At 32.0% G+C, this 20,853-nt stretch carries 21 protein-coding genes; 4 read left to right on the top strand and 17 right to left on the bottom strand.

Annotated elements, in window-relative coordinates; all coding sequences use genetic code 11:
- Window positions 1–3: 3 nt before the first annotated feature.
- Together IM744_RS15840 and IM744_RS15835 are read left to right on the top strand one after the other, a co-directional pair.
- A complete protein-coding gene (locus tag IM744_RS15840) occupies window positions 4–441 on the top strand; it encodes a TPM domain-containing protein (protein WP_194509123.1) in 438 nt (145 codons plus the stop codon).
- Window positions 442–454: 13 nt separating this feature from the next.
- Window positions 455–1,324 carry a TPM domain-containing protein gene (locus IM744_RS15835; protein ID WP_194509122.1) on the top strand — a complete coding sequence of 290 codons (870 nt, stop codon included), beginning with the start codon at window positions 455–457 and terminating at the stop codon, window positions 1,322–1,324.
- A gap of 1,102 nt (window positions 1,325–2,426) precedes the next feature.
- Here IM744_RS15835 and IM744_RS15830 read toward each other — a convergent pair.
- From IM744_RS15830 to der, 4 genes are all read right to left on the bottom strand, one after another.
- Complete coding sequence (locus tag IM744_RS15830; protein ID WP_194509121.1) at window positions 2,427–5,207, bottom strand: outer membrane beta-barrel protein; 2,781 nt, start codon at window positions 5,205–5,207, stop codon at window positions 2,427–2,429.
- A gap of 99 nt (window positions 5,208–5,306) precedes the next feature.
- Window positions 5,307–5,507 (bottom strand): helix-turn-helix transcriptional regulator, encoded by a 201-nt coding sequence (locus IM744_RS15825; RefSeq protein ID WP_194509120.1) that lies wholly within the window; start codon window positions 5,505–5,507, stop codon window positions 5,307–5,309.
- 1 nt (window position 5,508) lies between these two features.
- Window positions 5,509–5,967, bottom strand: a complete 459-nt coding sequence (locus IM744_RS15820; protein ID WP_194509119.1) for a hypothetical protein — start codon at window positions 5,965–5,967, stop codon at window positions 5,509–5,511.
- A 177-nt stretch (window positions 5,968–6,144) separates the two neighbouring features.
- Window positions 6,145–7,452, bottom strand: coding sequence for a ribosome biogenesis GTPase Der (der, locus tag IM744_RS15815; RefSeq protein WP_194509118.1), 1,308 nt, complete (start codon window positions 7,450–7,452; stop codon window positions 6,145–6,147).
- Between the two features lie 161 nt (window positions 7,453–7,613).
- Between der and IM744_RS15810 the strand changes: the two genes are divergently transcribed.
- On the top strand, window positions 7,614–8,129 hold the full coding sequence (locus IM744_RS15810) for a GTP-binding protein (protein WP_194509117.1): 516 nt from the start codon (window positions 7,614–7,616) through the stop codon (window positions 8,127–8,129).
- Window position 8,130: 1 nt separating this feature from the next.
- On the opposite strand, the gene era is transcribed toward IM744_RS15810, so the two are convergent.
- From era to IM744_RS15765, 9 genes are all read right to left on the bottom strand, one after another.
- Window positions 8,131–9,012 (bottom strand): GTPase Era, encoded by an 882-nt coding sequence (era, locus tag IM744_RS15805; protein WP_194509116.1) that lies wholly within the window; start codon window positions 9,010–9,012, stop codon window positions 8,131–8,133.
- Between the two features lie 66 nt (window positions 9,013–9,078).
- Window positions 9,079–9,990: a YihY/virulence factor BrkB family protein gene (locus IM744_RS15800; protein ID WP_194509115.1), complete on the bottom strand. Its 912-nt coding sequence runs from the start codon at window positions 9,988–9,990 to the stop codon at window positions 9,079–9,081.
- A 145-nt stretch (window positions 9,991–10,135) separates the two neighbouring features.
- Window positions 10,136–10,594 (bottom strand): RNA methyltransferase, encoded by a 459-nt coding sequence (locus IM744_RS15795; RefSeq protein WP_194509114.1) that lies wholly within the window; start codon window positions 10,592–10,594, stop codon window positions 10,136–10,138.
- A 23-nt stretch (window positions 10,595–10,617) separates the two neighbouring features.
- A complete protein-coding gene (locus IM744_RS15790) occupies window positions 10,618–11,448 on the bottom strand; it encodes a DMT family transporter (RefSeq protein WP_241738353.1) in 831 nt (276 codons plus the stop codon).
- Between the two features lie 17 nt (window positions 11,449–11,465).
- Window positions 11,466–11,990: a LacI family DNA-binding transcriptional regulator gene (locus IM744_RS15785; RefSeq protein ID WP_194509113.1), complete on the bottom strand. Its 525-nt coding sequence runs from the start codon at window positions 11,988–11,990 to the stop codon at window positions 11,466–11,468.
- Window positions 11,991–12,000: 10 nt separating this feature from the next.
- Window positions 12,001–12,669 carry a bifunctional 4-hydroxy-2-oxoglutarate aldolase/2-dehydro-3-deoxy-phosphogluconate aldolase gene (locus tag IM744_RS15780; protein ID WP_194509112.1) on the bottom strand — a complete coding sequence of 223 codons (669 nt, stop codon included), beginning with the start codon at window positions 12,667–12,669 and terminating at the stop codon, window positions 12,001–12,003.
- A 17-nt stretch (window positions 12,670–12,686) separates the two neighbouring features.
- Window positions 12,687–13,904, bottom strand: a complete 1,218-nt coding sequence (locus tag IM744_RS15775) for a 6-phosphofructokinase (protein ID WP_194509111.1) — start codon at window positions 13,902–13,904, stop codon at window positions 12,687–12,689.
- A gap of 27 nt (window positions 13,905–13,931) precedes the next feature.
- Entirely contained in the window at window positions 13,932–14,387 is a 456-nt protein-coding gene (locus IM744_RS15770) for a YhcH/YjgK/YiaL family protein (protein WP_194509110.1), read from the bottom strand.
- A 6-nt stretch (window positions 14,388–14,393) separates the two neighbouring features.
- Window positions 14,394–15,440: a sugar kinase gene (locus IM744_RS15765; RefSeq protein WP_194509109.1), complete on the bottom strand. Its 1,047-nt coding sequence runs from the start codon at window positions 15,438–15,440 to the stop codon at window positions 14,394–14,396.
- A 139-nt stretch (window positions 15,441–15,579) separates the two neighbouring features.
- Between IM744_RS15765 and IM744_RS15760 the strand changes: the two genes are divergently transcribed.
- Window positions 15,580–16,620 (top strand): LacI family DNA-binding transcriptional regulator, encoded by a 1,041-nt coding sequence (locus IM744_RS15760; RefSeq protein WP_194509108.1) that lies wholly within the window; start codon window positions 15,580–15,582, stop codon window positions 16,618–16,620.
- Here the strand turns inward: IM744_RS15760 and IM744_RS15755 are convergent.
- From IM744_RS15755 to IM744_RS15740, 4 genes are all read right to left on the bottom strand, one after another.
- Window positions 16,600–17,604: a sugar kinase gene (locus IM744_RS15755; RefSeq protein WP_194509107.1), complete on the bottom strand. Its 1,005-nt coding sequence runs from the start codon at window positions 17,602–17,604 to the stop codon at window positions 16,600–16,602. The two genes, IM744_RS15760 and IM744_RS15755, sit on opposite strands and share 21 nt — an antisense overlap.
- A gap of 80 nt (window positions 17,605–17,684) precedes the next feature.
- Window positions 17,685–18,449 carry an SDR family NAD(P)-dependent oxidoreductase gene (locus IM744_RS15750; protein WP_194509106.1) on the bottom strand — a complete coding sequence of 255 codons (765 nt, stop codon included), beginning with the start codon at window positions 18,447–18,449 and terminating at the stop codon, window positions 17,685–17,687.
- A gap of 57 nt (window positions 18,450–18,506) precedes the next feature.
- On the bottom strand, window positions 18,507–19,808 hold the full coding sequence (locus IM744_RS15745) for an MFS transporter (RefSeq protein ID WP_194509105.1): 1,302 nt from the start codon (window positions 19,806–19,808) through the stop codon (window positions 18,507–18,509).
- Window positions 19,809–20,024: 216 nt separating this feature from the next.
- Window positions 20,025–20,726, bottom strand: coding sequence for a FadR/GntR family transcriptional regulator (locus tag IM744_RS15740; protein ID WP_194509104.1), 702 nt, complete (start codon window positions 20,724–20,726; stop codon window positions 20,025–20,027).
- Between the last annotated feature and the right edge of the window lie 127 nt (window positions 20,727–20,853).

The following is a 20,853-nucleotide window of genomic DNA, read 5'->3' as shown; positions in this document are numbered from 1 at the left end:
ATCATGTCTAAAGTTGAAGACTTTCTAACAGCAGCAGAAGAACAAGACATTATTAATGCCATTCGTGATGCTGAGAAAAACACCTCTGGTGAGATTCGAGTTCATATAGAACGAGATAATGAGATTGATGCTTTTGATCGCGCAATGGAAGTGTTTCACTATCTAAAAATGGACAACACTAAACAACAAAATGGTGTTCTTATCTATGTTGCTGTTAATGCGAAAACCTTTGTGATTTATGGAGACAAAGGCATTAACGATGTTGTACCTGCTAATTTTTGGGACAGTACAAAAGACATCATGCAAGCTCACTTTAAAGCGAACAGATTTAAACAAGGTCTCATTGAAGGGATCTTAAAAGCAGGAACTGAATTAGAGACACATTTCCCATGGCTTCATGGAAATACTAACGAATTATCGAACGAGATTTCTAAAGGTTAAAATAGTGAGCAGTATGCAATATTCAGTAAATAGTAATAAAAACACATTTAACTTAATTAACTCAATTAAGAGTAGTTTCATTTTGTCTTTGGTGTTTTTGTTATTTACTCAAACAGCCTCTGCTCAATTTGACATTCCTGCAATTCCAAAGGTACAAACGAGTGTTTATGACTATGCAGGATTATTATCTTCTTCAGAAAAAAATAGTCTTGAACAAAAGCTTGTTAGATATTCTGACACCACATCAACTCAAATTGTAGTTGTCATAATAGCATCTCTTAAAGGTGAAAATATTGGATTATTAACTCCTAAATGGGCTCAGGAATGGGGAATTGGCCAAGCCAAAGAAGACAATGGTGTTTTTATTCTTTTAGCTCGTGATGATAGGAAGATTTGGATTTCTCCTGGCTATGGCGTTGAAGACAAATTAACTGCAGGTATCGTTGGAGAAATTACAAGAAACGTCATTATCCCAGAATTTAAAAGAGGAGATTACTATCAAGGACTCAACAAAGGCTCAGATGCTATTTTTCAAACATTAAATGGCACTTATCAAGGTACAAGACAATCTGATTCTGGAGGCGACTTCCCTATTGGTGCTTTTGTAATCATGTTTATCATCTTCATTATTTTTATCATCATCATTTCCAAAAACCGAAAAGGTGGAGGAAATAATGGAAGTGGAGGAAACAGAACCAATGGTACAAGTATTTTAGATGCTATCATTTTAAGCAACATGGGTCGCGGAAGTTATGGCAGAGGCAACAGCAGTGGAGGACTTTTTGGAGGCGGAAGCTCTTCTGGAGGTGGCTTTGGTGGTGGTTTTGGAGGAGGCTTCGGTGGAGGCGGATTCTCTGGAGGTGGTGCTGGTGGTAGTTGGTAGGTTTTAGTCTTTATACTAATACCTATGTAATTTTATAGTTAGCCACATTCTGAAATCAGCATATAAATGAAACAAAATGACATTCTAAAAATTGGAACATTTAGTATCTTATGCTATTTGATTTTAAGAGTAAGTCATTTCATTTTAATAAAATTATTACTACTACTTAATTTAAAATTTCAGATTACGAATGAAATAATTCTTTTGACTATATCTGGAATTATCACTGGTGTTATACCAATTATTATTTTCGTGATTTCCATCAAAAAAGGTATATTTAAATCATTTCTCCCTACTTTCAAAACCATATTTTCCCTGTTTATAATATTAATAATTATGACTTTTATTAAAGAGGGAATAGATATTTATAGAAATCAATATATACCAGACATAAAACTTGACTCATTTAAAGAAACATATTACAATCAATTATATTGGTCATTTGTTTTATTCATATTTGTATCAGTTACAATTCTAATATTCTATATAATTAAGATAGTCTCTTTAGAAAAGCAGAGCTTAGAAAAACAATCTGGAATTTTAAAAATCGGTATGTCTAGTGTATTATGCTATTTAGTATTTGAAAAGGTATATGTAATTTTAACTTCAATACTTACTTGGATATATACACTATTGGAAATAGAAAGCGATTTTATAATATTAAGTATTAATGTTCTGTTTGGTTTTTTGTCTATTTTAATTTTAATATCAATTTACAACCAAATAATAAAGAATAAATCCCTTCTAAAAAGGACATTTATATGCTATTATCAATTGGAATTTTATTGACATTTTTAGTTTTTGGAAATACTTTTTTAATTTTTGAATATATAGTTTATAAACCTGAATCAGAATTTGTAAAATATAATTTCGTTACACAATTTAATTGGACTAACGAATTAAATTATTTGGTTAGATTTTTAGGACTAGCTTATTTTATATGGAAATTATACTCTGAAAGAAGGACGGTGTTTTACAAGATCTGAGTTAAAAAAACCACCTCTTCTTCATTCTCTTTTCTGAGAATGAATTCACTCCTCCTTGAAAAAAGGAGGAGAATTAAATAAGTCTTATTTATATATCAGTAATTGGATACTGACAATTAATCTATAAAAAACATATCATTACTACTTGTATCGCCTTTTGATCCAAGGCTATTAAATTTCCAACTAAAACTCAACATGAAGTACTGCTCTAAAACGGTACTTTGTCTGTCTTCAATATAGTTGTTTGTTGCACGACGTCTTGCATTTGTGTTTTGATTGAGTAAATCATACACCTTTAAAGTCATGACTGCTTTATCTTTTAAGAACGAATAGGCTAAAGTAGAGTTCCAAAACCATGCGCTTTTTTGAAAACCTGCTGCAACATTGGGATTATATGAAAAGTCTATATTATTGGTCCACTCAAAATCTTTGGGCAAATAGGTTGTGAAGTTTAAATCTAAATCATGTCTAGCAAAATTCACATCTTCAAATGTATCAATATCATATGTATTTTTGCTAAATGTTAATCTGTAACGTGGTCTTAATTCTAGAACTTTATTCCATGTAAACCTCAAACCCAAACTTGGGGTTAAGGAAGTTACATTACTTTTATATTGTACTTCGTTATTAAAATTCACATTTTGATTTAAGCCTACAGACATCCCAACATCAAACTTGATAGACCTGATAGAATCTGCTTTCACGGTTTTGCTGTAGTTGATGTTTCCGTAGATATTATAATTACCATTTACATTGGCATATGTTGTTGTTCTCTTTAAAGTTTCTGGATCAACAGTCGTTCTAGAAACCACTGCATTATTATTAAAATTCACACTTGCATAGCTGTATACTCCTGTTTTTTTCTGAAAGTCAAACGCATTATAACCCATATACAATCGATGGCTATTTGTAGGTTCTAAATTTGGATTACCTGTAATGGTATTTAATGGATTAGTCACGTTTTGAAAAGGTTGCAATTGTGTTAAACCTGGAGGTCTATTATTTAATGAATAACCTGTGTACATTGACGATTTCTCGCTAAAACGATAATTAAAATATGATCGTAATTCAAGCGCTTGAAAGTTTCGTTTGATGTCTAGTTCTGGTCTTAAAAAATCTTTATTTTCTAAAGTTCTAAACACATAACGTGTTGTAAAACTAGTAGACCATTTCTCTTTACGATACGTCAACTTTAACGTTGGTGTGTTCTCTTGGTTTAGATATTCAAAATCTGTGCTCAAATCGAGATTAAAATCATCATATTGATTAGTCACACCATCACGATCAAACGTACTTCTCACATTGGTACGTTTATCATCTTGAAATCGATATTCAAAATCTAAGAATAATTCTTTAGCAATTAGGGGCAATCTATAAGTTGCAGAAGCACTAAAACTTCGATTCTTATTTTCAGAATTTGTGAACTGGTCTCGAATAATATCATCTTCTTCGGAATTTAAAAAGTTGGTTTCTGAAGTTAAAAAATCATCAGATTCATTGGTATTGTATTCGGAATCTATCTCGAATTTAAAAAACGCACCTCTATTACCAAATCGTTTTGTGATTTCTAATTCATTACCAAAATTCTTAGCATTATTTTCAGAAAACGATGTTGCTGTAGACTGGTTAGTCAATTCTTGATCTTCATTTCGTGTGCTTTCATCTTCAGAAAATGATCTGTTAGACTTCGACCATTTAAATGACGGATTGATATTAATTAAAAATGTGGAGTCTATTTCAATATCAAAACCTAGATTAGCGCTATGGTTTTGTCCATCACTCACAGATTTTGATCGCGAATCTGAAAAGAACCTAGAGTCTGGTAATATATTTTCACGCTCTGTAATTGTTTCATTGTCTGAGTTACTACCTGAGTAAAAATAATCTGCATTGATTTCTACTTTATCACTTAACACGTCTGCATAGTTTGCTCCAACATTTTGTGAGGTGGTTATGCCTTCTCCGTTTCCAAATGAACGACCATCAATTGTAAATGTTCCATTACTGTTCATGGACATACTATAACCTCCTCCAAACATTTTTTGAATCTCGCCAAAACTAAATCCTGGTGAGTTGGTATTATTTCCTCCAGCGAGCACACTTACACGTCTGTCATTATCAAAAAAGTTGATCATACCAGCGAGCTCGTAACGTTCATCTGTTCCAGCACCACCAGAAACTCTACCGAAAACACCTTTATTATTTTCTTCTTTTATGGTAAGATTGATGGTTTTATTTTCTTTATCACCTTCTTCTCCTGCAAAAGCCTCTGACTTAGATTTGGTATCTGTAATTTGAACTTTCTCAATAATCTCTTTGGTTAAATTACGTGTAGTAATTGTTGGATCATCTCCAAAAAAGGGTTTTCCATTAACTAAAATTTTGCTTACATCTTTACCGTTTACAGTTATTTTTCCTGCTTCGTCAACCTCAACACCTGGTAATTGCTTTAATAAATCTTCAACGTTAGCATCCTTTTTAGTTTTAAAGGATTTTACATTAAACTCTAGCGTATCTTTTTTAATCGTAATTGGTGACCTTGATTTAATAATAACTTCATCTAAAGCATTACTAATTCCTAACTCAATAGTACCAATATCTATGACTTCTTTGTTAATTATAATCTGCTTGAAATAAGTTTGATAGCCTACATAATCTATATATAGATTAAGTTTCTCATCATAAGTTTCATCTGTGATTTCAAATATTCCTTCTTTATCAGAAATTGTATAGGTTACAAGACTACTGTCTTTTACACGCTCCAGATATATGGTTGCAGCTTCTAAAGGCTCTTTGTTATCTTCGGAAAGTATCTTTCCTGAGATTTTAAATGATTTGGATTGAGAGAATGAAATAGCAACACTAAAGAGTGCTACAAAAAAGAATAATTTTTTCATGTGATTGGTTGATTGACTGATGATTAATAGCGTTTTTAAAAAAACGAATATAGTTTTAGTTTCGTATGAATTTTCTTAATTTTTTTATAAAACTCTTTATTACTCGCCTTCTTCTAAAAAAAAGAGATCTTCTACTGGGAGCTTAAAAAGCTTAGCAATTTTAATAGCGAGTAATGCTGATGGCACATATTTTCCTTTTTCGATAGCATTAATGGATTGTCTGCTCACTCCTATTTTTTCGGCTAAATCTCCTTGGGTAAGGTTATGTCTTGCACGTTCAATTTTAATATTGTTTTTCATTCTAGGATCTTGCTTTTAAAAAATTGAATCTGATAATAAAAAATAACAATGGCGTGAACATATTATAAACTAACACATCAAAAAATGTAAATTCATAAATAAAAACTATTGCAAACATCAATATGATATAATTAAAGACAATCGCCCAAACTAAAGAATCTGTTCTTATTTTATAAATAAATTCGTCTTCTATCTTCTCTTTTGAAAAACCAACCAACAGACCTCCAATAATAATGGCTAATGCAATAATTTCATCTACGATACTGTTTTCTATAATCTTAAAAAAACCTCCACTACTTGAAAATGCGTCATTATCACTATATATTGAAAAAACATTCATTTCCAATAAATCAGATTCAAACCCTGTTATACTTAAAAATATTCCTGATATTATTCCTAAACTTAATAATATCCAACCTGGTACTTTAAACTTGTTTGATAATAGATAATTTGATTTCATATCAATGCCTTTTAATTATTTCAATCCAAAAGTAAACAAAAATTTACAAAAAGTAAACTAAACTTTACATTTTGTAAAATATTATGGATTTTAAATAGTGTTACAAAAGCAAACATCCAATAGTTGAACTATTGGATGTGAGATATTTCCGAAGAAAATAGAATATATATTATCTAATTATTTTTTACGCATGTAAATACTAATAGGCACACCTTTAAAATCAAAAAGCTCTCTTAGATTATTCTCTAAAAAACGCTTATAAGGTTCTCTCACATATTGCGGTAAATTACAGAAAAATGCAAACTGAGGTTGAGGTGTAGGCAATTGCATGATGTATTTAATCTTCACGAATTTACCTTTGTATGCTGGTGGTGGATAATTCTCAATAACTGGCAACAAGACTTCATTAAGCTTGCTCGTTTTGATTTTTTTAGTTCTATTTTGATAAACTTCAACAGCAGTTTCAATCGCTTTAAAAATACGTTGTTTTGTCAATACTGAAATGAATACAATTGGCACATCTGTAAAAGGTTCCATTTCTTTTCTGATGACTTTTTCGTATTCTTTCATCGTCTGGGTTTCTTTTTCAATCAAATCCCATTTATTGACAAGTATCACGATACCCTTACGGTTACGTTGTGCTAACCAAAATATGTTTTGCACTTGACCATCAAAACCACGAGTTGCATCTAATACTACTAGACAAACGTCACAATGCTCAATAGCTCGTACACTTCTCATCACAGAATAGAATTCTAAATCTTCCCTTACTTTAGATTTACGTCTAATTCCTGCAGTATCTACTAGATTAAATTCAAAACCAAAACGGTTATACTTTGTATCTATTGAGTCTCTTGTTGTACCTGCAACATCTGTAACGATGTAACGATCTTCACCAATTAGTGTATTGATAAATGATGATTTTCCAGCATTTGGACGACCAACTACCGCAAATCTTGGGAGTTCATCTCTTTCTTCTTCCTCTTCTATTTCTGGTAAAGCCTCAACTAAAGCATCTAACAAATCTCCTGTTCCACTACCATTGATACTTGCGATAGTATAATACTCTCCAAGACCTAATGAATAGAATTCTACTGCATCTTCATTACGTTTACCGTTATCAACTTTATTTACTACTAAAAATATAGGCTTATTAACTTTACGAAGTAATCGGGCTACATCTTCATCCATTCCTGTAACACCAGTCTCAACATCTACCATAAATATGATAGCATCTGCCTCATCAATAGCCAATTCTACTTGTTTATCAATTTCAGCTTCAAAAACATCGTCACTTCCTTTGACGTATCCTCCTGTATCAATTAGAGAAAATTCTTTCCCGTTCCAATCACTTTTACCGTAATGTCTATCTCTTGTAACACCACTTACTGCATCAACAATAGCTTCTCTACGTTGAATTAAGCGATTAAAAAAAGTCGACTTACCTACATTTGGACGACCGACTATTGCAACTATACTTCCCATAACTTGTTTATTTTATTTGCATTACATATCCTGTAAGCGGGTGCAAAGATAGTCAATATGTTGGATGCGCTATTATTTTTAACTGAAATAGTATTCTAATAAACTCAATTAAACTTTTTTCAATAAAAAACTGTACTTTAAACTCCTATTAAAAAATTGAAATGCCTGACAACAACGATATTGTTTTAAGACCAAGATTTAAGTTTAATGTAACTCAAGATAACACGTCTATTTTAGAGGTTTTTGAGGGTACGAAAAACTCACAAAATGAATTTATAGTTTCCCGAATTGACGATCACATCTTTATTAAAATCCCAAAAGCAAAACAACATCTTTGGTCGCCTCAATTACACTTAGAGGTTAATGAAAATGAAAATAAGGGGAGTATTATTTATGGGCTTTTTGGACCAAGCCCAACGGTTTGGACACTATTTATGTTCTTACATTTTATCGTAGCTGGACTATTTATTGGATTTGCAATTTGGGCTTATGTGAATTGGTCTTTAGGTGATCACTACGCGATTCAATTATCTGCTACACTTTTTACGATAATCATATGGTTTGTCCTTTATTTTGGAGGACGATTAGGTAAAAAAACAGGAATGTCACAAATGCATGAATTGCATCATTTTATGCGTGATACTTTGAGGAGTAATGGGATTCATGCTGAAGATTAAATTACTGGTTATACCCAAAACGTTTCAATTGACGTTGGTTACTTCTCCAATTCTTATTGACCTTTACATACAATTCTAAATGCACTTGCTTCCCGAAAAATTTTTCTAAATCTTTTCTAGATTCTATACCAACACGTTTTAACGCACTTCCTTTATGACCAATAATAATTCCTTTTTGAGTTTCACGTTCTACCATAATTACAGAACGCATTCTAATAATTTTCTCTTCCTCGAAAAACTCTTCGGTATCAATTTCTACTGCATACGGAATTTCCTTTTTGTAATGCATTAAGATTTTCTCTCTAATCGTTTCGTTAACGAAAAAACGCTCAGGCTTATCTGTTAATTGATCTTTTGGATAAAATGCAGGAGACATTGGAAGCAACTCTATAATTCTGCCAAATACTTCTTTAACATTGAAGCCTTCTAGTGCAGAAATTGGAAATATTTCAGCATTTGGCACTTTGCTTGACCATAGTGCAACTTGAGATTCTAATTGTGCTTGATCTGATTTATCAATCTTATTTAAAAGTAGTAATACTGGGATTTTAGAATTCGTAATTTTATTAAAGAACGCTTCGTCTTTTAATTCCTGCTCACCAATCTCTACCATGTAGATTAAAACATCTGCATCATCAAAAGCAGATTTTACGAAATCCATCATTGATTCCTGAAGCTCATAAGCTGGTTTGATAATTCCTGGTGTATCACTTAAAATCATTTGAAAATCCTCACCATTAACGATACCCAAAATACGATGCCTCGTCGTTTGTGCTTTAGACGTGATAATAGATAATTTCTCACCAACGAACGCATTCATTAAGGTAGACTTCCCAACGTTTGGGTTACCAATAATATTTACAAAACCTGCTTTATGACTCATTTTAATCTCATTAATTGGCTACAAAGATAAACCTAAATTTTTAGAGTTTAGTTTATAATCATAAACCTAATGTTCTCCTTTTTCTACAAGGTCTGCAATCTTGTTTTTATAGGAGTGAGAATCGTGTCCATATTTTATGGAATACTGTCTCGTAAATTCTGCTCCAAAAAAGAATATTAAACAAGAATAAGACACCCAAAGTAATACGAGTACGATGCTTCCTGCTGCGCCATAGGTTGATGCTGGATTAGATTTTCCGAAGTAAAGTCCTAAAAGAAATTCTCCCAAAACAAACAAAACTGCGGTTAAGATGGCACCAATCCATACGGTTTTCCAACTCACTTTTGTATCAGGCATATAACGAAACATCAACGCGAAAAGCGTAGATATTATTGAAATTGATAGGATAAAATTAATGATGTAAACCACATACAATACCACATCTGGAAACGAGTTTTTTATTACATCTGTCAATGCAGAAATTATTGTGGTCAACACAAAACTAATTAATAATAAAAAACCTACAGCTAATATAAATGCAAAGCTTCTAGCACGATCTGTAATTATTTTTTTAAAACTGAATTTAGATATGGTTTCTACTTTCCATATTTTATTTAGCGAAATCTGCAATTGATAAAATACACCTGTTGCACCAAACAATATGGTTGCAATACCGATAATTGTTGAAATGATGTTACTTTCGGTATTTAACGTCTGGGAAATTATGGTTTTAATTGTTTCTGCAGATTCTGTACCTAAAACAGATGCAATTTTTCCTGTTAATCGTCCTTGTACAATGTCTCTTCCCCAAATACTACCAACAACATTTATGATAATAATCAACAAACCTGGTAATGACAACACAGCATAGTAGGCTACGACTGCACTCATTCTCCAAGGATCGTTAGAATCCCATGACTTATAGGTATTCGTTAATAATTTGGGAAGATCTTTAATCTTAAATTTTGTAGTTGCCATATCAATTGTATTGAAAGGTCAAGTTTACAAAAAAGTGAATAATTCGTTTTGCTCTTAGACATTTGTTTTTAATCCATTTGAGAATTAATCTTAGTGAACATCTCTATTTTAGCAGGAATATCTTCGGAAATTTTAGAACTCCAAATTATGATCTCGGTTTATCAATCCCTCTATCATACATCACAATACTTCCTGCTACGGAAACATTAAGACTCAATTCCGATTTAAATTTAATCAAGAAATGGCTCTTTTCAATAGCTTGCGAAGTGAGTCCATGATCTTCTGCACCTAACAAATAAACGCAACGTCTTGGATGATGAAAGGTTTCTAAATCTTCGGCTTCATCGGTTAGTTCTACACCAACAATTCTTGCGCCTTTTGGAAGGTTTTTAAAAAAATCCTCAAAAGTATCATAATGAAAATAAGGCATAGACTTCACTGCATTATGAGTATCACTAGCTTGTTTAGCGTATCGATTTCCGATGGTAAAAATAAAACTTGCACCCAAGTTTTGTGCAGAGCGCCAGAGTACACCAAGATTTTCAGGTGTTTTTCCATTTTGAATTCCTATTCCGAAGAACTCATTTTCGAAGTTATTAATCATAACATCAAAAATAGTAATAGTGTTTAACGTTTTACAACAAAATTTAAAATTAGTCCTATAAGAATTAATAGAATCCCTAACAAACTAATTAGCGTGTATGTTTCATCTAACCAAATAGCTCCTATTATCATTGTAAAAATCACTTCAATATATTTTAATGGAGCAACTTGATTAACCTCTGCCAATTGAATTGCTTTTGTCATATAGTATTGACCAAAGTATCCAAAAACACCTAAACTTAATAGCATAACCCATTCAATTCCTATAGGAGTCGTCCATTCATTAAATGATAAAACACCTCCAAAAAGTGCAGCAATAATCATGAAATAATTCACAACAACCATTGGATGATCACTGTTTCCTATTTTTCTAATGATGATAAACACGAGTCCTGTAAAAAAAGCAGATAGCAATGCAAACAACAATCCTATTCCATTAATATTTGCATCAAACCCTTTAAGTATGACCACGCCAGAAAAGGCTAATGCAAAGCACAACCATTGCAGGTATTTAATATTTTCTTTAAGCAATAGCAATGCGAAAATAGCCGCAAAAATTGGTGAGATATAACGAATTGAAACCGCAGGCCCCATTGATAAATATTTTAAAGACGCAAAAAAAAGTGTCATTGCAATAAAGCCAACAACACCTCTTGATATTAATAAAAATCTTTTCTTACCTAGTATGGGAATTTTATAATGTAACAAAAACGGAATTGTAAAAATTAAAGACCCAATAGATCTAAAAAACACAATTTGATACACATTAAATTGAGTTAAGCTTTTAACAAATACATTTAGAAGAGCAAAAGCTAAAGCGCTAATAATCATTAAAATAATTGCTTTTTTAAACATTCAGCCAGCTTTGATTATTAATTGATTCGGTTTAGTAAACTGCTAAAACTCATTAAACTTATTTCTTTTAATAGCTCCTTAGATAAACTATCATCAATTTTAACATACTCAATAGGCAAATTACTATTTTCTCCTTGATAAGCATCAAGAAGACCATTGTTATTTGAAATTATAATAACTCCGTCAACACTACCATCACTACTCTTGCTTATAAATTCTTTTTCTTTAGATAACTCTTTTAAAGACTGAAATAAAATAATTCTATAACCATAATCGTAGGCTACTTTTTCGATATTGAATAAAAAACAACTATAAAACGATTTGTTAACCTGAGGTATAATTACAGAAATTGCTTTAGCTCTTTGTTTTCTTAAAGCTACTGCAAAATTATTTGGGATGTAATTATACTTGTTGGCAATAGTTTTTATTAGCTCTCTGGTATGAGAGCTAATATCACTTTTGTCGTTTAGAGCCTTAGACACTGTAGAAACAGAGTATCCTGAGATTACAGATATACTTTTAAGAGTTATAGAAGATGGCACATTAGTTATTTTATTTATTAAGCTCAGTTATTATAGCCAAAGCATTTCTAGTATCTGTTTCAATTTTAGCTAAATCATAAGTACCGTCTGCACCTTTTGCTATAAGCTTAGAACCCATACCAACACAGGTCACACCAGCTTTAAACCAACCTTCAAGGTTCTCTCTCGTTGGAGAAACTCCACCTGTTGGCATAATGCTTGTCCATGGTTGAGGGCCTTTGATTGCTTTAACAAAATCAGGACCGTAAATACCACCTGGAAATAACTTTACAACTTCGCAACCTAGTTCTTCTGCTCTGCAAATTTCGGTTAAAGAACCACAACCTGGAGACCAAGCTACTTTACGTCTATTACAAACTATTGCAATATCTTCTCTTAACACTGGAGTCACAATAAAGTTTGCACCTAATGCCATATAACGTGAGGCAGATGCTGCATCTGTTACAGAACCAACTCCCATTATCATTCCTGGTAATTCTTTAAGTACCCATTTATTAAGCTCACCAAAAACTTCGTGAGCAAAATCACCTCTTGCTGTAAATTCTAGCAAACGTGCACCACCATCATAAGTCGCTTTAATTACTTTTTTACCTATTTCTAAATCTGCATTATAAAACAATGGAACCATTCCTGTTTGTTTCATAACATTTGCAACTTCTATTCTTGTATAATTTGCCATAATATTGTTTTTGTTTTTTAATTCCAGTTTAATATTTTTTTGAAATCATATGCCTCTGGATTAGGCAAATATGCTTTCGCTTTATCATAATCTTTTTCTTTTAAAAAGAATAAATTATCTATAAACAGTTGCGCCATATCTGAATTAATATCTACCAATCTTGGTGGGATTTTACCATTTTTATCTTCAAAATCTTTTAAAAATAAAGGCTTAATATCTCCACTCGAATTAGCACTTACTATGCAACCTGTAATCCCTTGATCAAATAATTTTTTAACTCCAATACCTAATAAGGTACATAAAGTTAAATCGAATGCAATTGGATTACAGCATCTTAATTCGTAACCAAGTTCTACTGGTCTAGATTTTATTTCCAAACCAATTTCTTTCAATTTTACTTGTAATAAATAATTAAATATGTGCGATTTACTTACGTTTCCTAATTCTGGATGACCATGATCGTCATACGTAAAGTTGATTCCTGAATTTATAATTTCATCTTCTTCCATAAAATGAAAGACACCTTCACTAACCAATGCAACTCCATATTCAACACCTTCAATCTTACATTTTACAATGGAAGAGATAATCATATTAATTATCTTTTCAAACGTGATGTTTGTTTTGTCAAACATTTCTGGTATTATCATCATTTGAAAATGACATGCCGAAGCAATACCAAATGCTAAATGACCTGCAGAACGTCCCATTGCAGACATAACAAACCAATTTTCACTGGTTCTCGCATCTTCATAAACTGTATTTCCAATTCTAACACCTTCATCTTTTGCTGTATGAAATCCAAACGTAGGATTCCTATCAGGTAAAGGCAAATCGTTATCTATTGTTTTAGGAACATGAATATGTGCAACATCAAAACTTTGAGTTTGAAGATATTTGGTTAGTCTATTCGCAGTAGATGCTGTATCATCTCCACCTATAGTCACCAATAATTTTACATTATTATTTTTAAAAAAATCGGCTTTAAAATCACTGTCTTTAGGTTTAAATCTACTCATAATGAGCGTAGAGCCTCCACGACTAAAAATACGATCTGCATGATGAAAATCAAAAATTTTCACTTCTGGATTAACTGAACATAAACCTTGATATCCATGATGAACACCTATAACTTCATAGCCATCTTTTATAAAAGTTTTGGCTAAAGTACTTATAACTGTATTAATTCCTGGAGCAGGACCACCTCCACAAATTATTGCTATTGATTTTTTCATTTATAAAATATCTATTAGCTATAAAAATTAAATTTTAATTTTAATTTTAAATACTAATTTTTTTATTTCACCATTTCCAATCATAGGTGCATGAACATCTTCAGGATAAAATATTGCAAATTGATTATTTGTCAATTGAAAAAACATATCTGGTTCATCATTGAAAAACCGCCTATCTCTATCTGGATTATAGTCACCATTTGGAGTTTTACATTTCTCCCTTGGTTTCCAACCTATGGTTTCTATACCGTTGGCGCAAATTTGAATATCAATATGCTTATCATGACACTCAAATTTTTCTAAACTAGCTTCTTTAGTCATAGCAGTGCCATTATTTACAATAAGCAATAAACCTTCGGCTATTTCAAATTTTCCATCCTCAAGACTTATCAAATCTTTTTGGCTAATAAAATCGAATGCTTTTGCAAATAATGGATGTAAACTGTTATACTTACTAGCGTTATTAAGAGTATCTATAATCATAACTAATTATCTAGCTACACGTCCAGAGGCATCACCACCCATTAATTTTTCTACTTCAGCAACAGTTACTAAATTGGCATCACCTTTAATAGTGTGTTTTAAACAAGAAGCTGCAACAGCAAAGTCTAATGCATTTTGATCGTCTTCAGGATATTTTAATAATCCGTAAATTAATCCACCCATAAATGAATCTCCACCACCTACTCTATCTACAATATCAGTGATTTGATACTGACGTGTTTCGTACATTTTTTTACCATCGTATAAAACTCCAGCCCAAGTATTATGAGATGCAGAAATTGAACCTCTTAATGTTGTAATTACTTTTTTAGCTCTTGGAAATTTTTCCATCATTTGCTTACAAACAGATAAGAAAGCTTCTGCTTTTACATCGTGTCCATGTTTATGTACATCTAAACCTTCTGGATGAATACCAAAATGTTTTTCAGCATCTTCTTCATTTCCTAATACAACATCGCAATATGATGTTAATTCAGTCATTATTTTTTCTCTATGCGCATCATCACAAAATGTCCAAAGTTTAGCTCTATAATTTAAATCTGTTGAAATAGTAACTCCCATTTCGCTAGCTACTTTTACAGCTTCTAAACAAGCATCTGCTGCACCTTGAGAAATTGCAGGCGTAATACCTGTCCAGTGAAACCAAGCCACATCTTTAAAAGCAGCTTTCCAATCTACCATTCCTGGTTTAATTTCAGAAATTGCAGAGTGTGCTCTATCGTAAACCACTTTACTTCCTCTACTAACTGCACCAGTTTCTAAAAAGTAAATCCCTAAACGGTCTCCACCATATATGATTTTATCTACACCAACACCTCTTTTACGCATTTCCATCATGGCACATTCACCAATATCATTTTTTGGTAAACGCGTTACAAAATCTACAGGCACACCATAATTAGCTAGTGATACTGCTACGTTAGATTCTCCTCCTCCATAAACGACATCAAACGTTGATGCTTGTGAGAATCTCAAAAATTGTTGTGGAGCTAATCTTAACATGATTTCTCCAAAAGTGACTACTTTTTTCATTGTATATTTTTAATTAGTTATTGTTTGGTTAAACGTTTAAGCAGATTAGCAAAAATAAAATCAAAACAGTGATATTTTGATTTTATCAAGTTAAAACAATACTTTTGCTTAAACGATTAAGCAAATATATAAAAACTAAGTGAATAAAAAAAGAACCACAATAAAAGACATCGCAAATGTTTTAAATATTTCACCTGCTGCTGTTTCAAAAGCGATGCACGATGACTCTAGGATTAGTGAAAAAACTAAGAAAGCTGTAAAACGCGTTGCTAAAGAGTTAAATTATCAACCTAATCATCTAGCTAGTGCATTAAGAAGCGGAAAAAGTAATTTGGTTGGTGTCATTGTGCCTAGAACTAATAGTAATTTCTTTTCTTCTGTAATAGAAAACATGGAAGGTGTGCTTAATAAAGCTGGCTACAATATTATTATTACTCAATCTAACGAGTCTTTTGAAAAAGAATGTAAAAATATTGACACCCTTTTATTTACTCAAGTTGACGGAATAATTGCTTCTATGGCAAATGAAACTGTAGATTTATCTCATTATGAAAAAATAAAATCTAAAGGCATTCCATTAATTTTATTTGATAGAGGTGAAAACGACTTAAATGTAGATTATATTGGTATAGATGACTATGACAGTAGTCATATGATCATAGAACATTTAATTTCTAAAGGTTGCAAACGTATTGCTCATATTGGTGGTTTTAGACGTACTAGAATTTTTAATAATAGAATACGCGGTTTTATAGATGCGATTCATAAACATAATTTACCACACGATGATGATCTTATAGTGGAAAGCAGTTTAACCCTTGAAGATGGTAGAATAAAAATGCAAGAACTACTTGCGTTAGATAATCCACCAGATGCTGTTTATGTAGCTAGTGATTATGCTGCTTTAGGAGCACTCCAAGTTTTAAACGAACAAAACATAAAAGTTCCTGAAGAGATGTGTTTAGTTGGCTTCGGAAATGAGCCATTTACATCTCTAGTTAGTCCTACCATTACTACTGTAAAGCAACACAGTAAGCAAATAGGAAAAATTGCAGCAGAAACATTTATTAAAAGAATAAAAGCCAAAAATTGGAAACCAAAACTGGAAAAAAATATTTTAAAATCTGAATTGATAGTAAGAAATTCTTCCAATAGAGATTTATCTATTAAATCTACCTGAGGTATTACCACCTAAAATATTCATAACCTCATCTACATTTGAAAAATTGACATCACCCTCATAAGTATGTTTTAAAGCACATGCTGCTGCACCAAACTCCATAGCTTTATAATCATCAAAATTTTGTAAACCATAAATTAATCCTCCAGCAAAAGCATCTCCAGTACCAATTCTGTCAACAATATGAGTAATATCTAAATCTTTAGTTTCTCTAAACTCATTACCATTCCACATTCTAGAACGTATTTTATGCCAAGACGCATTGATAGGCGTTCTAATTTTATCAAACGTTTTTTTTATGGTAGGAAATTCTTTTAACAACTGTTTGCTTGCTTCAATAAAATCTTCGTTAGAATAATTGTAATCCGTTCCTAAAATTTCATTCATCTCATTGATACCTCCAATAAAAATAGTTGAATAGTTTAATAGGTCTGATAGTGTTTCTCTTGCATCTGTACCATACTTCCATAAACCACTTCTATATGTTGGATCAACAGAAACTTCAACACCCATTTTTTGAGCTAATTTTAAGCCTTCTTTTAACGTAAGATAACCTCCTTCACACAATGCTGGTGTGATACCTGTCCAATGAAACCATGTACAATGTTTAAGTGATTTATCCCAATCTACCATTTCTGGTTTTATTTCGGAAAAAGATGAATGTGACCTATTATAAGAAATTGAACTAGGACGCATAACAGCACCAACTTCTAGAAAATAGATTCCTAAAGGTCGTTTAGAGCGCACTATTGATGATGTACTCACTCCAAATTTTCTTAAATAGGAAATTGCTGTATCACCTATAAAATCATTAGATATAGACGAAACATGTCTTACTTTACCACCAAAATTAGCAATTGAAATAGCAACATTAACCTCTGTGCCTCCAAAATAAAACTCTAAACGATTAGACTGTATAAATTTTTTATTTCCTTCAGGTGAAAGACGCATTAAAACCTCTCCAAATGTTACAGTTTGATTCATAGTTGATTATTTTTTAATTAATTTACAAAAAAAATGCCTTTCAATTTTGAAAGGCATTTTTTCTTTTATAAAAACTTTTTTTAGATACCTAAAGCTTGCCCTCCACCAATTTGGATAGTTTCAGCAGTAATAAATGATGCATCTTTGCTCGCTAAGAAAGAAATCACACCAGCTACATCTTCAGGTTGCCCTAAACGACCTAACATAATGTTATTTGCCCATGAAGCAAAAACTTCTGGCTTTGTTGCTTTAATTTGCGCATGAAATGGTGTGTCAATTGTACCAGGTGATACTGCATTTACTCTAATGCCATATTCTGCTAAATCTTTTGCTAATGCTCTAGTTATAGCATGAACTCCTGCTTTAGACGTTCCATAGATTCCTGCTCCTGGTCCACCTGCAGTCCATCCTGCGTTAGATGTATAGTTAATAATTGAAGGATGTTCTCCATTTTTTAAGTAAGGTATTGCAGCTCTTGATGCAAAAAACACTGAATCAAGGTTTAGAGCCATAACAAATCTGTAAAAGTCAGTTGTCATTTCTTCAAAACGAGATCTTCCACCTAATCCACCAGCATTGTTTACTAGTACATCTATTCTACCGTATTTATCACCAATTTTTTTGATGTTAGCTGTTACAGCTTCATCACTTGTTACATCAAAACCGTAATATTCAGCAGTAATACCTTCATCTGTAAGTTGCTTTAATTTTTCAGCTCCAGCTTTATCATCTATACCGTTTAAAATAACAGTATATCCATCTTTACCTAATCGTTCTGCTACTGCAAATCCGATTCCTCCTGTTGCTCCTGTTACTACAGCTACTTTTCCTTTATTTTTACTCATAATATATTTTATTTAAATCTATTTTTATTCTTGTTTTTAAATTTTAACGTGTAATAATTATAATTTAGGTTTTAGAGGTTCAATTTTAGGACATAAGACCCAAACCGCTAAAAGTGCTATTATTGCTAAAGCTCCACCTATTATAAAAGCAGGTGTATAATTTCCTCCTGTAGTTATGAATGTAACTAAAATAGTAAGTCCAGCTGCGCCAAGTTTAGCTGCCATACCTGCAAATCCTGAAAGTGTACCAACGATTTTTCCGCTAAAAAGATCACTTGGCATAGTCTGTATATTTCCGATTGCTACTTGAAATCCAAAAAGTAAAACTGCCATAATAATTACTGCATTCATAGCAGATCCAGGTGCTTTCAATAAGAAGAAACAAGGAATCATAATTAAACAGCCTAAAGTGATAGTCATCTTTCGTGTCTTATCTACAGACCATCCTGCTGTAAGTCTGTTTTTAGCAAGTAAACCACCAAATATAGCTCCAATCATAGCTCCAACATAAGGTACCCATGCCGAGAATGCTATTTGTTTGACATCCATTCCAAAAACTTCTGATAAGTAGATTGGTATCCAAACTATAAAAAGCCACCAGATAGGATCAATGGCTGCAGAGGCAATTATCACTCCCCAACTCTCTTTATGTTTAAATAGTTGACCAGTAGTAGGTGTATAACCTTCATCATAATTCCCATCTTCATCAATATCCTGATTTTTTTGTCCAGAGAGAATATATTTTTTTTCATCATCTGTCAACCAAGGGTGAGACTTAGGCGCTCCCTTTACTACGTATAACCAAGGTAACAACCATAAGAATCCAAGTACAGCTACAACTATAAATATTGCCTTCCAATCGAAATAAACAGATAACAACCCGATAATTGGATAAGCTACTATACCACCTATAGCAGCTCCAGAATTAAAGATTCCTTGAGCAAGTGCTCTCTCTTTAGTTGGAAACCATTCTGCATTAGCTTTAGCAGCACCAGGCCAGTTTCCAGCTTCAGCAATCCCTAATATAGATCTAAAGATTGAAAAACTTAGCATTCCTTGAGCAAATGCATGTAACAAAGTGGCAATAGACCACACACCAATTGAAAGTGCAAAACCAAGTCTAGTTCCTATCCAATCGAAAATTTTACCAAACAGGGCTTGACCTCCAGCATATGAAAGTATGAATACTGTTGATATGGTACCGTAAATAGCTTTGTGTCCATCCTTATCCATTTCTGGGAATAAATCTTTAGCAATGTCTGGCCATAGAGCTCCAAAAGCTTGTCTATCTATATAATTTATAACTGCAGCCAAAGCCACAAGACCTACTACCCACCATCTTAGTCCTTTTAATTTCATACTTTTAGTTAGTTAATTTATTAGTATTATTTAATAGACGTTTTTTTTAATAGAGCCTATTCGCTTCAGCTTTGGTGCAACTAAATCATTTATGATAAAATAACATAGGGAAAAAATCAAGTTTTACTTACTAATAACATAGCTTCTTTCCCTATATTCTTTTTTAATAAAATTCAACAAATAAACTGTTTATATTATTTGTTGTAATTTCTATAATTAGATATTATAACAATACTGATACAACACATTAAAGTGCTCTTTCATTTTTTGTTTTGCCAATTTGGGATTTTGATTCTTAATTGCGTTAAAAATAGCTTCATGCTCCTCTATACCTTTATTAGCTAAGCTTTTATCACAAACATGATATTTTTCAAAATTCGTAATAATCTCTGGAGTGATTTTTAACATAAAAGTATTCATTGAACTATTCCCACTAGCTTTAGCTATAGCTAAGTGAAATAGCAAATCTTCTTGTACTGCATCCTTTCCTTCCAATACTTTTTCTACATAAGCATCTAATGCTGCTCTTATTTTTTCTAAATCTTGATCTGTTCTTCTAAGAGAAGCTAGTCTAACTGTTTTGAGCTCTAATAAGATCCTTGTTTCAACCAAAGATTTAAAATCTGGACTCTCTAGTCTCAAAATATCGTCAATCATTCCATTCATCGCAATGACTCCAATATTTGCAACAAAAGTCCCGCTTTGAGGAATTGATTTTAATAACCCGTAAAATTCCAATTTTTGAATTGCATCTCTAACATTGCTTCTTGTTACACCAAATTTTTCTGATAAGGTTCTTTCAGAAGGCAATTTATCTCCAGGCTCAAGATTTTTAAAATTTATTAAGTCTCTAATTTTAGAAATGATAGCGTTTTGCGAATCTAAACTATCGATTTTAGCTAATATTTCTAATTTCATATCCTAAACTTTTAAAATTGGTTACCCTGATTAATTCTGCTAAATTATATGCAAAAAATATTGAAACAAACTGACTTTTTAATAGTGCTTAAAGAATTCTACATATAATTATTAAAACTGTAGAATT

The organism is Psychroserpens luteus, from assembly GCF_015319355.1.
Taxonomy (GTDB): domain Bacteria; phylum Bacteroidota; class Bacteroidia; order Flavobacteriales; family Flavobacteriaceae; genus Psychroserpens; species Psychroserpens luteus.
Note: the sequence above shows the minus strand (reverse complement) of the source record. Positions and strands in the feature narration are given on the sequence as shown.

Bases quoted from the DNA above. Each gene is read 5' to 3' on its own strand.
- IM744_RS15840 (WP_194509123.1), top strand. From the start codon at position 4: ATGTCTAAAGTTGAAGACTTTCTAACAGCAGCAGAAGAACAAGACATT.
- IM744_RS15835 (WP_194509122.1), top strand. From the start codon at position 455: ATGCAATATTCAGTAAATAGTAATAAAAACACATTTAACTTAATTAAC.
- IM744_RS15830 (WP_194509121.1), bottom strand. From the start codon at position 5,207: ATGAAAAAATTATTCTTTTTTGTAGCACTCTTTAGTGTTGCTATTTCA.
- IM744_RS15825 (WP_194509120.1), bottom strand. From the start codon at position 5,507: ATGAAAAACAATATTAAAATTGAACGTGCAAGACATAACCTTACCCAA.
- IM744_RS15820 (WP_194509119.1), bottom strand. From the start codon at position 5,967: ATGAAATCAAATTATCTATTATCAAACAAGTTTAAAGTACCAGGTTGG.
- der (WP_194509118.1), bottom strand. From the start codon at position 7,452: ATGGGAAGTATAGTTGCAATAGTCGGTCGTCCAAATGTAGGTAAGTCG.
- IM744_RS15810 (WP_194509117.1), top strand. From the start codon at position 7,614: ATGCCTGACAACAACGATATTGTTTTAAGACCAAGATTTAAGTTTAAT.
- era (WP_194509116.1), bottom strand. From the start codon at position 9,012: ATGAGTCATAAAGCAGGTTTTGTAAATATTATTGGTAACCCAAACGTT.
- IM744_RS15800 (WP_194509115.1), bottom strand. From the start codon at position 9,990: ATGGCAACTACAAAATTTAAGATTAAAGATCTTCCCAAATTATTAACG.
- IM744_RS15795 (WP_194509114.1), bottom strand. From the start codon at position 10,594: ATGATTAATAACTTCGAAAATGAGTTCTTCGGAATAGGAATTCAAAAT.
- IM744_RS15790 (WP_241738353.1), bottom strand. From the start codon at position 11,448: ATGTTTAAAAAAGCAATTATTTTAATGATTATTAGCGCTTTAGCTTTT.
- IM744_RS15780 (WP_194509112.1), bottom strand. From the start codon at position 12,669: ATGGCAAATTATACAAGAATAGAAGTTGCAAATGTTATGAAACAAACA.
- IM744_RS15775 (WP_194509111.1), bottom strand. From the start codon at position 13,904: ATGAAAAAATCAATAGCAATAATTTGTGGAGGTGGTCCTGCTCCAGGA.
- IM744_RS15770 (WP_194509110.1), bottom strand. From the start codon at position 14,387: ATGATTATAGATACTCTTAATAACGCTAGTAAGTATAACAGTTTACAT.
- IM744_RS15765 (WP_194509109.1), bottom strand. From the start codon at position 15,440: ATGAAAAAAGTAGTCACTTTTGGAGAAATCATGTTAAGATTAGCTCCA.
- IM744_RS15755 (WP_194509107.1), bottom strand. From the start codon at position 17,604: ATGAATCAAACTGTAACATTTGGAGAGGTTTTAATGCGTCTTTCACCT.
- IM744_RS15750 (WP_194509106.1), bottom strand. From the start codon at position 18,449: ATGAGTAAAAATAAAGGAAAAGTAGCTGTAGTAACAGGAGCAACAGGA.
- IM744_RS15745 (WP_194509105.1), bottom strand. From the start codon at position 19,808: ATGAAATTAAAAGGACTAAGATGGTGGGTAGTAGGTCTTGTGGCTTTG.
- IM744_RS15740 (WP_194509104.1), bottom strand. From the start codon at position 20,726: ATGAAATTAGAAATATTAGCTAAAATCGATAGTTTAGATTCGCAAAAC.